Source organism: Hungatella hominis, assembly GCF_014288005.1.
GTDB lineage: Bacteria > Bacillota > Clostridia > Lachnospirales > Lachnospiraceae > Hungatella > Hungatella effluvii.
In genome coordinates this window covers 35,949-47,865 of sequence record NZ_JACOPB010000023.1, presented here as the reverse complement: position 1 = coordinate 47,865, position 11,917 = coordinate 35,949, and the positions used below count along the sequence as shown (strand labels likewise).

Sequence of the window (11,917 nt, the reverse complement as noted above, 5' to 3'; positions counted from 1 at the left end):
CAAGATGTAAAGACAAATAATAAGAATGGATAAAACGAGCAGAGTATACTTAGATGTAGACCATGCTCGTTTTTCTTCGCGCCCAAAACATTTTTTATTGTCAGGAAGCAAAAGACGTTATACAATAAATGACAGAAGTATCCAGAAAATGGTAAAATGCAGCATGAAAATACGACGAGGAGGAAACAGCCATGTACCAGTTACTGATCGTAGACGATGAAGAAGATATCCGCCGCGGGATGGCACGGGGGATTCCGTGGAATGAATGGGGATTTGAAGTGGCGGGGCAGGCGGAGAACGGGGAAGAGGCTGTGCGCATTATCGGGGAAAAGCACCCGGATGTAGTGCTGTCCGATATTCGAATGCCGAAGATGGATGGGATCGAGCTGATGCAGTACCTCCACGAAAATAATCCGGAGATCAAGATCATCATTCTCAGCGGATACAACGATGTGGAGTATTTAAACATGGCCATCCGCAACCAGGTCACGGAGTATCTCTTAAAGCCCACGGATATCGATGAGTTTGAGACGCTGTTTCACCGGCTGAAGGAGAAGCTGGATGAAGAGGGGATCAGACGGCGGGAGCTGGAGTCGCTGAAGGTTTCAGCCATGCAGAATAAAGAACTGTCCTACGCCAGAGTCCTCAGTAATCTCCTGGACGGGTATGTGGGCGGAGAGGAAGAGTACGGCTGGAAGGAGGAGATGGAAGATGCCGGTATGAATTTTGACTGCTGTATGATGGCGGTGTTGGATGCCCAGCCTGTGGGAAATGGGGAGAGAGACGATCACTACCAGCTGAAGCAGCAGATTATCCGGTACTGCAACAGCCGGGAGATGGTCTGGGAGAAACATTTCTTCTTAAACCGGGACCGGAAGGTGGTAGGGATTATCACACTGAAGGACGGCAGCGACGGGGAACTGGCAGCCATAGGCCGCTGCATCAAAGAGATTCAGGTAGAGATCGGCGACATCTACGGCCTGGCCCTTTTGGCAGGACTTAGCGGCCTGTGCGGCAGCGAGGAAAAATTGCCTGAAATCTACGGGAACACGGTGAAGCACGTCTCTTCCATGGCGCCGGATCTGTCGGCAGGCCAGAAGAAGACCGGGCTGCTGGTGACCTCCATTCGTGAGTATCTGGACCGGGAGTACTGCTCCAATCTCGTCTCACTGGAGGCAACGGCGGAACATTTTCGGAAAAACCCGGCTTACATATCGAAGGTATTTAAAAAAGAAACCGGATTTAATTTCAGCGATTATATCACACAGAAGCGGATGGCTCACAGCAAGCGGCTGCTGCGGGACATGTCACTAAAAATCTACGAGATCGCAGAGATGACCGGATACGCCGATGCTTCTAACTTCATTAAAGTATTTAAGAAGCACTGCGGCATGAGTCCGAATGAATACCGGGGACTCCACAACTGATGGAAACGAAGGGGACAGACAGGATGAGAGATTTGTGGAAACGGCTCTGCAATTATATGGACCGCGGCTTAAGACAGCAGTTGTTTTTCTATCTGGTGGTAGGGGTTCTTCTGCCCTTTACGATGGTTGCGTCCGTGCTGTTTTTAAAGACACGGACGGAAATGAAGAATCAGGCAATCGGAAATATCCGCCAGAGGGCCGACGCCATCGCCGCACAGGTAGACGAGCTGCTCTATAATGTGCAGCTGGTGTCGGATAAATTTGCCTATGACGCCGAGATCGAGGCTTTTCTGGACAGGGATTATGACAGAGCGACCATCGAAAAGCAGCGGGATATCTATGAAATGAACAACTACTTTCTTAAGACGGACCCGCTGGGTAAGAGCCAGCGGATCAGCGCCATTTACGGAAATAACAAGGAAGTATATAATTTCCTGGATCCCTATTTTCAGGGAGAGGATATCAAACGGATCATGATTGACATGGGCGCCGAGGACCGGACGATGCTGTCCATGTTTCAGTGGCAGCCCCTGAAGAGTAATTTCCTCAGCATGACGAAAAAAGGGGATGGGAGGACAGATCAGGTGATCACTTGTATGCGCCGGATTCTGCATCCGTTTACCGGGACGTGGCTCTATACCCAGTTTTTTGTGCTGGAGGAGAATCAGGTCTATCAGCTTTATAAGGCGTCGGCCGAGGAAATGAAGGGGACCGTCTACATCGTGGATGGCAGCGGCCGTCTGGTCTCTTCGTCGGATCAGAATGCTGTCGAGACGTGCCGGATGCCGGAGCGTATCATGGAACTTGCAGAAACGGCGGCGGAGGGCAGCCATCAGATTAAGTATAACGATGAGCCTTATATTACAGATTTGAGCCCGTTAAGCAACGCGGACTGGCAGATCTTTACCGTGGTTCCCTTAAGCGCGGCTACCGAGCCCGTCGACCGCCTGTTCAAGGAGATTATTGCGGCCATGGTGGTCTGTGTAACTGCATGTATCGCCATCATCAACTGGATCTCCAGGCGGTTTCTTCAGCCGGTGGAGGTGCTGGACGCTTCCATGAAGGAGGTATACGACGGCAATTTGGAGGCATACGTGGAACCGGAGGCGTACCAGGGGGAGATCAAGAGCATGATGATGTACTACAACGCCATGCTGGTGCAGATCAACCACTATATAAAAGAACAGGTGGAGAGCGAGAAGAAGAAAAAGGAACTGGAGCTGGAAGTGCTCATGGGACAGATCAATCCCCATTTCCTCTATAACACACTGGAAAATATCGTCTGGAAATCCAATGAGGTGGGACGCCCTGACATCGGGCGGATTGCGGCGGCGCTGGGGCGGCTGTACCGGCTGTCCATCGGAAACGGTGAGACGATCGTCCCCATCCGGCAGGAGGTGGAACACGTCATGGCCTATGTGAATATCCAGAAGAACCGCTATAAGGAGCGGATTGAATTCGACAGCACCGTCGATTACGATCAGCTGTATAACTATGCCATGATCAAGCTGACCCTGCAGCCGGTGGTGGAAAACTGTTTTATGTACGGCATGGAAGGGATCGACCGGGTGCTGAAGATCCGGCTCGATATCCGGGAGGAGGCGGAGGTGATCCGGTTCCGCGTGGCGGATAACGGCTGCGGCATGACGAGAAGTCAGTTAAAGGAGGTGCGCCGCCAGATTGAGACGGGGGCGGTCAGAAGCGAGACAGAGCCGGGGAAACGAAGACGAAAAGGGACCGGAATCGGCCTTTACAGTGTGAAGGAGCGAATCGCCATCTATACCGGATACCAGAACAGCGTGCGGCTTTTGAGCAGACAGGGAGCCGGAACGATCGTAATCATTACAGTTCCCAAAATATCGGCAAAGGACAAGAATAACCAATAAAGGTAAAATTCCAACTATGGATTCGGGTCGGGTTTCACGCTACAATTAGAGCATCAAATAAATTAGCTGGGAGGAATTACCACAATGAAAAAAAGTATAAAACGTGTTGTTTCCCTGTCGCTCTGCGCGGCAATGGCAGCAGGGGCGCTGGCCGGCTGCTCTTCAAAGAAGGCGGAACCGGCGGATACAACCACAACAGCGGCAGCAGAAACCACCACAAAAGCAGGAGGTGAGACGGCAGCAGAGGGCGAGACAACAGAGGGGGCGGCTGCTTCTGACAAGCCATTCGACGGCGTGACCCTAAAGTATGCGACCACACAGACAGCCAGTACTGGAGAAGAGAACCAGAAGTTAATCGAACTGGTTAAGGAAAAAACCGGTATTAATATTGAGTTCTTCGTGATTCCGAACGCGAAATCCGGTGAAGTGGATAAGACTCTGGTCAGCCTGATGGCTGGTGATGAGATTGATTTGATCTACAACACAAAGCCAGGCTTAAAGGCGTTCTACAACGCGGGCGTCTTAGAGCCGATGAACGCGCTTGCTGAGACGGCAGGCTACGATATCGCCGGAACCTTTGGCGATTACGTTCCGGAATTTGGCGGAGACGTATACGGTCTTCCTGCATTCTCTGATATCTGGATCACCTTATATAATAAGCAGATATTCGACGATGCAGGTGTTGACTACCCGACAGCAGATGGCTGGACATGGGAAAAATACATCGAGACAGCGAAGAAGCTGACAGACAGCTCCAAGGGAATATATGGATCCTTAATGCTGGACTATGACTGCTACAACTACATGTACGCGTTACAGAAGGGCTGGGAGCCATACAAGGTCGACGGCACAGCCAACTTCGACGATCCGTTATTTAAAGAGAGCCTGGAGTTCTATTACGGCTTAGGCAATACAGAGAAGATTCAGCCTTCTATTCTGGAATTCAAGGCTTCCAACACACCGTGGAATGCATTTGCAACCACCGGAAAGTACGGTATGTTCATGTGCGGCGGCTGGGTAACTTCCATCTTAAATCAGTTTGACAAGTACCCGAGAGACTGGAAAGTCGGTCTGCTTCCGATGCCTTATCCGGAGGGAACCGATCCGTCTACCCTGACTGTACCGGGATGCTACGCAGTACCTACTACCAGTAAGAACAAGGACGCGGCTTTCGCAGCGGCAGCCTGCATGGCTGAGAACCAGTACACGCTGGGCATGGGCCGTGTACCTGCAAGAATTGATTTGACAGACGAAGAGATCAATGAGTACGTTGAGAACTCTCTGGCGAAGCCATTTGAGTTTGATGGTCTCACTGTGGAAGACTTCAAGACCGCATGGTTTGACAGCAGCCGTAAGGCACTTTCTGAAAAAATCATTGGCGACGGCGACGCAGCCATATCTCAGGCAATTATTGAAGAGGGCCAGCTTTACGGCCAGGGTGCGGAAAGCATCGATGACGCAGTAACCAAGATTCAGGATAAGGCAAACAGAGCAATCGAAGAAGATAAGCAGTAATCTAGTCTGACCTGACGGGCAGTCCATTCGGGAAACCTTAGGGGCTGCCCTTTTTGTGCCAAAAGAAAGTAAAGAGGTGTGTTTATGAAAAGTAATGGCAATGCAAAAGTAAAAGTGAAAACCTCCATTGCTCAGAAAAAGGAGAATTTTACAGGGGCTCTTTTTATCGCTCCGTATCTGATCGGCTACGTTATTTTTCAGGGGCTGCCGTTTTTGATTGCAGTGGTCCTTGGTTTTACCAATGTCCGTTATATCAGCAAGCTGGAGGACGCGTCCTTTGTTGGTATCAACAACTTTATCCGCATGTTTACGGATGTGGATACCATGAAGGCCCTGGGACGCACCGGCCTTTACTCCCTGATGTATGTGCCGTTAATCATGGTATGCGGCTTTTTCATCGCGTATATGGTAAACAAGGGAATCCACTGCAAGAACCTGGTCCGTTCCATGTTCTTTCTTCCCTACGTATCCAACATGGTGGCAGTAGCCGTCGTATTCAAGCTGCTGCTTGGTCCCGACGGTCCGGTAGTGTACATCCTTTCGGCTCTCGGCAGCGAGAACCCGCCGTATCTGCTGTATGGCTTAAATACCGCGCTTCCGACGGTAGTGTGCATCGCCGTGTGGAAAGGCATCGGCCTTAACTTCATTACGTATCTGGCGGCGCTTCAGAACGTCTCCGCGGATCTTCTGGAAGCCGCTCAGATCGACGGCGCCAGCAAATGGCAGAGAATTAAGAATATTGTGATCCCGATGATTTCCCCGACCACATTTTTCTTAATGATCAGTTCTGTGATCACATCCCTGCAGAACTTCACCACTATTCAGGCATTGACCGGAGGCGGTCCGGGACAGGCAACCACGGTTATGTCCATCAACATTATCAGAACCGCATTTACCAACTACCAGACAGGCTATGCCAGTGCACAGGCTCTCGTGATGTTTATCATCGTCTTAATCATCACTCTGATTCAGTGGCGCGGACAGCAAAAATGGGTCAACTATTAAGGAGGAAGAGCTATGCTTAAGAAAGATAAAAAGATGTCATGGGGCTGGACGATTGTTCTGATTGCCATCGGCCTTGTCTGCATCTACCCGTTTTTATTCATGGTGTCATCATCCTTCAAGATTTCAGGTGACGTGCTCACGAAGCCGCTTCAGCTGATTCCCGATCAGATCATTTTTTCCAACTATTCGGACTTGTTCGGTGACCCATACTACGATTTTGGACAGTGGTATATCAATACCATCGTGATGACGGTTACCACCATTGTCATCAAGGTTTTCGTGGTTTCCATCACGGCTTACGCATTTTCCAAGATTAATTTCAAGGGAAGGGACGGAATTTTTCTGGTTCTTCTGACTTCTTTGATGATTCCTAGTGACATTATGCTGATTCCGAGGTATGTTATATTTAAGCAGATTCACATCCTGGATACCATGTGGTCTCTGGTGCTGCCGGCTACCTTCGATATCTACTTTGTATTTATGATGCGTCAGGCATTTATCGGCATCCCGGAGGAGATCAGCGAGGCGGCCCGCATCGACGGATGCAGCCATTTCCAGATCTATTCAAGGATCATTCTGCCTCTGGCGAAGCCATCTATCGTGACGCTGATTCTGTTTACGTTCGTGTGGTCCTGGAACGATTATATGGGGCCTTACATCTTCATCTCCAGCCTGGAGAAGCAGATGCTGTCTGTCGGTATTAAGCTGTTTACGGAAGGCACGGTGACGGATCCTGCGCTTCAGATGTCCGCTGCGACGCTGGTCCTGATGCCTGTGCTGGTGCTGTTTTTATTCTCGCAGAAATACTTCGTGGAGGGAGTCAACTCCTCCGCGGTAAAAGGGTAGTGAGGATGGAAAAGCTTCTGTTCCGGCTGTGTTGGATTACATATTTTTCTACGTATATCGGCAGGCTGAATTATTCAGCCGGTCTGACGGAGATCATCACTTCGGAGGGATTTTCGAAAGGTCAGGCAGGGATGATCGGAACGGCGTTCTTTATCGCTTATGGAGCGGGGCAGTTTGTCAGCGGCTTTTTAGGCGACCGCCTGGCCCCGAAGAAAATGGTCTTCACGGGGCTGATGGTATCCGGTTTCTGCAATTTGGCAATGGCCGGTGTGAAAAGTCCGGAGCTGATGGCGGCGGTCTGGTGCGTAAATGGCCTGTTCCAGGCGTTTATCTGGTCGCCCATGATCCGGCTGATGTATGAGTATTATAAGACGGAAACGAGGATGAAGGCGTGTGTATCTTTAAACAGCTCCGTTCCCATCGGAACGATGGCGGCCTACGGCCTGACGGCGCTTGTAATATGGCTGTCCGGCTGGAGGGCCATGTTCGTTCTGGCGGGCGCGGTGCTGACCGTTACCTCGCTGTTCTGGATTACAGGCATGAAGCGGGTAGAGCGGTATGCGGCAGAATCCGGGAAAATGACGGGAATACCCTCTGGTGAGCCCGACCGTTCGGCAAAAGCTGCCGTAAACTGGAAGAGTCTTTTAATCCAGTCGGGATTTCTGTTTCTGATGATGGCCCTCTTTGTCCAGGGCGCGCTGAAGGACGGCGTGACCACCTGGGTGCCGACTTATATCAGCGAGACCTACGGACTGAGCGCCATTATGGCAATCACAAGCACCATGGTTATTCCGGTTTTTAACCTGTTGGGGGTCTATATGGCCTCCTTTGCCAATCTTCACTGGTTTCGGAATGAGGTGCGGACAGCGGGAGCATTTTTCGTTGTCAGCGCGGCGGCAATACTGGTGCTGCGTCTGGTGTCGGGGCGGAGCATGGCGGTGTCATTTCTGATGCTGGCGCTGGCGACGACGGCGATGATGGCGGTCAACACCATGCTGATTGCGGTGCTCCCATCGTATTTTGGCGTGATCGGAAGAGCCTCTTCCGTATCAGGTCTTTTAAATTCCTCGGTCTACGCAGGCGGCGCCGTCTCCACTTACGGAATCGGAGCGCTGTCTGTGGCCCTGGGCTGGAACGCCACCATCGTAATCTGGTTTCTCATGGCGGCGGTTTCGGCGGCGATCTGTTTCCTGACAGTCCGGAAATGGATTGCTTACCGGAAAGAAGTTCTGCGAATTTAGAAATTTCACATCCTGGAAGGAGTAAAACAATGTCAAACAAAATTTATTTAATCCCGGAAACAGGTACCTTCTACAAAGCAAACCTTCACTGTCATACCATCCATTCCGATGGCCGCCTGACACCGGAGGAGGTTAAAAAAGCGTATATGGACGAGGGGTATTCCGTGGTAGCCTACACGGACCACCGCAGATATCAGTGGCACAGGGAGCTGATGGATGATAATTTCGTGGCGCTGGCCGCCTATGAGGTGGACATAAACGAGCACTTTAAAGTGCCTGGGGATTTCTCCAGGGTAAGGACGTATCATATCAACCTGTACGATTCGAAGCCGGAGGAGTTTCAGGAGGAAAAGAAAGAGAGCCCCCTTCCGGAGAGCCGTTACGGCGATTACCATTATATTAACGGATATATCGATCACATGAAGGAGTACGGCTTCTTCGCCTGCTACAACCACCCTTACTGGTCCCTGCAGAACTACGACGATTATAAGAATCTCCGCGGCTTCTGGGGCATGGAGATCTACAACTATGGATGTGAGCACGACGGACTGTACGGCTATAATCCGCAGAGCTATGACGAGATGCTGCGTCTGGGCAACCGGCTGTTCTGTGTTTCTACGGATGATAATCACAACAGCTTTCCCTTCGGAGATCCCCTCTGTGATTCCTTCGGTGGATTTACCATGATTAAGGCGGAAAAACTGACTTACGACAGCATTGTGGACGCTCTCTTAAATGGCAGTTTTTACAGCTCCATGGGGCCGGAGATAAAGGCACTGTATGTGGAAGACGGCGTTCTTCATGTGAAGACCAGTCCGGTGGAAAAGATCTATGTGCTGATGGAAGGCCGCAACTGCTATAAGAAGGCGGCAAAACCGGGAGAGACCGTAACGGAAGCCTCCTTTGAGCTCGCGGGCAGCGAGACGTATATCCGGGTGACCTGCCAGGACGGAAGAGGACTTCATGCCGATTCCAACGCGTATGAGCTGAACGGAAAAGAACCGGTGCTTCGCAGGTATGACATGCGTGTACTGTAAAATGCTATCTGGGCTTCAGCCTTTCTTCTGACAGGCTAACGGTATTCTGTGGTTTGAAGCGTAAGCGGAGTATAGGGAGAAAAAATATGGAAAATAAGCGATATGAAAGGACGAACCGGCTGGCGGAAGCGCCGGAGATGACGGCCCGGGAGGCAGATGACGCCTTTGCCGTCTGTGTGAAAACTGTAAAAAGGAACATGGCATACTTTGGCAGCACCGTTCCGGCGGCAGCCAGTGTGGATGGAATCTATCCGAAGACGGAGAGTGACGACTGGACCGACGGATTCTGGACCGGAGAGATGTGGCTCTCTTACGAGGAGACGGGGGATCCCGCTTTTAAGCGGGAAGCTCTGGCCTCGGTGGCAGACTTTGAACGGCGCATGAAGGAACGGGTGGTGGTGGACCACCATGATATGGGGTTCCTGTTCAGCCCGTCATGTGTGGCGGCTTGGCGCCTCTTAAAGAGAGAAGGAGCCATGGGAGAGGAGCAGCACGAAAACGTGACGAATGACGCCGCCATAGAGCAGGCGAAACGGACGGCTCTGGCCGCGGCCGACAACCTGATGGGAAGATTTCAGGAGAAAGGCGGTTTTTTCCAGGCGTGGGGGACGGCAGGCGATCCAAAAGAATACCGGTTGATTATCGACTGTCTGCTCAATATGCCCCTTCTGTTCTGGGCATCAGAAGTAACCGGCAATCCCATTTACCGGGAGAAGGCGGAGTGCCATATCAGGACAGCCATGGCCCATGTGGTGAGAGACGATTACTCCACGTATCACACCTATTACTTTGATTCGGAGACGGGCGCTCCCGTGAAGGGAATCACCCAGCAGGGCAACCGCAACGGGTCCATCTGGGCCAGAGGCCAGGCGTGGGGAATCTATGGATCCGCCCTGAGCTACGGCTATTTCCACGACCCGGAGTATATGCGCCTCTTTGACGGCGTGACGGCCTGTTTTATGGAGAATCTGCCGTCTGATCTGATCCCTTACTGGGATTTTGATTTTAATGACGGAAGCCCGGAACCGAGGGATTCCTCCGCCGCGGCCATCGCCGCCTGCGGCCTCCTGGAAATGGCCCGCTATGTGGAGCAGGAAAAGGCAGGCCTGCTCATTTCCATGGCATCTAAGCTGATGAAGGCATTGACGGACCGCTGCCTTTTGAGAGATGGCGCGCCCGGAGCCGGAATTCTGCTTCACGGAACGTATGCGAAACGGTCGAAGGAGAATGGGGTCAATCAGTCGGGCGTGGATGAATTCAACTTGTGGGGGGACTACTTCTATATGGAAGCCCTTATGAGGATGAGAAAGGATTGGGAACGATATTGGTAATTGGTGATCAGGAAAAAAAGCTGGTCCGGGTGGTGCCTTCCGAGCGGCAGATGCGTCACCAGAAGCTGGAATTTTACGGTTTTCTCCATTTTACCGTAAATACTTTTACGGACAGGGAGTGGGGGGATGGCACAGAATCCCCCTCTGTTTTTTGTCCGGAGCATTTTGATGCGGAACAGTGGGCGGAGACTCTTGCGTCTTCCGGTATGAGAGGCGCGATTCTCACCTGCAAGCACCACGATGGCTTCTGTCTCTGGCCTAGCCGGTATACGGCTCATACGGTAGCCGCCAGCCCATTTCGGGGCGGAAACGGCGACGTGGTACGTGAGGTGTCAGAGGCCCTCCGAAAATACAATTTAAAGTTTGGCATCTATTTATCGCCCTGGGACCGTCACGAACCATGCTATGGAAAAGGAACGCAGTACGACGATTTCTTTGTGGGACAGCTGACGGAGCTGCTGACAGGATACGGCGATGTTTTCTGTGTCTGGTTTGACGGCGCCTGTGGCGAGGGGCCTGATGGTAACGTACAGAGCTACGACTGGGAGCGGTACTATGAGGTAATCAGACGTCTGCAGCCAGAAGCCTGTATCTCCGTCTGCGGCCCCGATATCCGCTGGTGCGGCAACGAAGCCGGAGACACCAGGGAGCAGGAGTGGAGCGTAGTGCCCAGACGGCTCCGGGATACAGAAAAAATCAGGGAAAACAGCCAGCAGAGTGATGAGACGGAGTTTCGGCAGAGAACCCTTTCGAGCAGAGACCAGGATCTTGGAAGCCGGGCAGTGCTGGAGGGAGAAAACGATCTGGTCTGGTATCCCACCGAGGTGAATTTCTCCATAAGACCGGGCTGGTTCTATCATGAGTCCGAGGACGATCAGGTGAGGAGCCTGGAGAATCTGGTATCCATCTACGACCGCTCCGTGGGCGGCAACAGCACGATGCTGCTGAATGTCCCGCCGACTAAAGAGGGGCTGATCCATGATCGCGATGCCGAGAGGCTGAGAGAACTGGGGGCGTATTTAAGACGGCGCGAGGCCCATAATCTGGTGGAGGAAGCGGAGATGAATGCCACCGGGTCTGAGCCAGGTCACGACGCGGCAAATCTCCGGTCAGATGAAGAGGGCAGTTATAAGACTCCCGATGGTATCCGAAGCTGTGAGATCCATCTGACCTGGGAGGCGCCGGTTAAAGTATCCATGGTAGTGATCAGGGAGGACATCCGGTTCAGCCAGAGAATTGAAAAATACCGGATAACCAGCGTCTGCGGCGAAGAGCGTCAGGTGCTCTGCGAGGGGAAGACGGTTGGCTGCCGGAAGAACGCGGTGTTTGAGTCTGTGACAACGAATGAAATTCGGGTGGAGATTCTGGAGAGCCGGGTCGCTCCGGTGATTCGGTTTTTGGGGGTGTATTGAGAGAAGCACATTAGCAGGCAATGAAGATGGGACAGGAATCTATAACCGATTTCTGTCCAGTCTTCATTGCCTGTTTGCAGATTCTCTGTAATCCAAATGAAATTGTCTGGCAGTGCCGCCTCTGATAAAGCAGTAAAGTAACTTGCACAAAATGGTCTCGCTTGTGATATACTTAACGTAATTAAAGTTCGAGGTATCACGCAGCAGCTGCAAACAG

At 51.8% G+C, this 11,917-nt stretch carries 9 protein-coding genes; all 9 read left to right on the top strand.

From position 1 onward, the window contains the following. The first annotated feature begins 191 nt into the window (after positions 1 to 191). The 9 genes from H8S75_RS28655 (at position 192) to H8S75_RS28615 (ending at position 11,700) form a co-directional block, all read left to right on the top strand. Positions 192 to 1,427: a response regulator transcription factor gene (locus H8S75_RS28655; RefSeq protein WP_187024435.1), complete on the top strand. Its 1,236-nt coding sequence runs from the start codon at positions 192 to 194 to the stop codon at positions 1,425 to 1,427. Between the two features lie 23 nt (positions 1,428 to 1,450). Further along, a complete protein-coding gene (locus H8S75_RS28650; RefSeq protein ID WP_243270503.1) occupies positions 1,451 to 3,313 on the top strand; it encodes a cache domain-containing sensor histidine kinase in 1,863 nt (620 codons plus the stop codon). 84 nt (positions 3,314 to 3,397) lie between these two features. After that, entirely contained in the window at positions 3,398 to 4,828 is a 1,431-nt protein-coding gene (locus tag H8S75_RS28645; protein ID WP_187024433.1) for an ABC transporter substrate-binding protein, read from the top strand. Between the two features lie 84 nt (positions 4,829 to 4,912). Then, positions 4,913 to 5,833 carry a carbohydrate ABC transporter permease gene (locus H8S75_RS28640; protein WP_029466216.1) on the top strand — a complete coding sequence of 307 codons (921 nt, stop codon included), beginning with the start codon at positions 4,913 to 4,915 and terminating at the stop codon, positions 5,831 to 5,833. Positions 5,834 to 5,845: 12 nt separating this feature from the next. Then, complete coding sequence (locus H8S75_RS28635) at positions 5,846 to 6,679, top strand: carbohydrate ABC transporter permease (RefSeq protein ID WP_002604406.1); 834 nt, start codon at positions 5,846 to 5,848, stop codon at positions 6,677 to 6,679. A 5-nt stretch (positions 6,680 to 6,684) separates the two neighbouring features. Then, on the top strand, positions 6,685 to 7,920 hold the full coding sequence (locus H8S75_RS28630; protein ID WP_187024432.1) for an MFS transporter: 1,236 nt from the start codon (positions 6,685 to 6,687) through the stop codon (positions 7,918 to 7,920). A 29-nt stretch (positions 7,921 to 7,949) separates the two neighbouring features. Beyond that, complete coding sequence (locus tag H8S75_RS28625; protein WP_187024431.1) at positions 7,950 to 8,957, top strand: CehA/McbA family metallohydrolase domain-containing protein; 1,008 nt, start codon at positions 7,950 to 7,952, stop codon at positions 8,955 to 8,957. Positions 8,958 to 9,043: 86 nt separating this feature from the next. Next, positions 9,044 to 10,288: a glycoside hydrolase family 88 protein gene (locus H8S75_RS28620; protein ID WP_187024430.1), complete on the top strand. Its 1,245-nt coding sequence runs from the start codon at positions 9,044 to 9,046 to the stop codon at positions 10,286 to 10,288. Then, positions 10,270 to 11,700 carry an alpha-L-fucosidase gene (locus tag H8S75_RS28615; protein ID WP_187024429.1) on the top strand — a complete coding sequence of 477 codons (1,431 nt, stop codon included), beginning with the start codon at positions 10,270 to 10,272 and terminating at the stop codon, positions 11,698 to 11,700. The genes H8S75_RS28620 and H8S75_RS28615 overlap by 19 nt, the downstream gene beginning before the upstream one ends. The last annotated feature ends 217 nt before the right edge of the window (positions 11,701 to 11,917 follow it).

What these genes read in the sequence shown, in the direction of transcription:
- H8S75_RS28620 (WP_187024430.1), top strand. Translation starts at nt 9,044, where the DNA reads ATGGAAAATAAGCGATATGAAAGGACGAACCGGCTGGCGGAAGCGCCG.
- H8S75_RS28630 (WP_187024432.1), top strand. Translation starts at nt 6,685, where the DNA reads ATGGAAAAGCTTCTGTTCCGGCTGTGTTGGATTACATATTTTTCTACG.
- H8S75_RS28640 (WP_029466216.1), top strand. Translation starts at nt 4,913, where the DNA reads ATGAAAAGTAATGGCAATGCAAAAGTAAAAGTGAAAACCTCCATTGCT.
- H8S75_RS28625 (WP_187024431.1), top strand. Translation starts at nt 7,950, where the DNA reads ATGTCAAACAAAATTTATTTAATCCCGGAAACAGGTACCTTCTACAAA.
- H8S75_RS28655 (WP_187024435.1), top strand. Translation starts at nt 192, where the DNA reads ATGTACCAGTTACTGATCGTAGACGATGAAGAAGATATCCGCCGCGGG.
- H8S75_RS28635 (WP_002604406.1), top strand. Translation starts at nt 5,846, where the DNA reads ATGCTTAAGAAAGATAAAAAGATGTCATGGGGCTGGACGATTGTTCTG.
- H8S75_RS28650 (WP_243270503.1), top strand. Translation starts at nt 1,451, where the DNA reads ATGAGAGATTTGTGGAAACGGCTCTGCAATTATATGGACCGCGGCTTA.
- H8S75_RS28645 (WP_187024433.1), top strand. Translation starts at nt 3,398, where the DNA reads ATGAAAAAAAGTATAAAACGTGTTGTTTCCCTGTCGCTCTGCGCGGCA.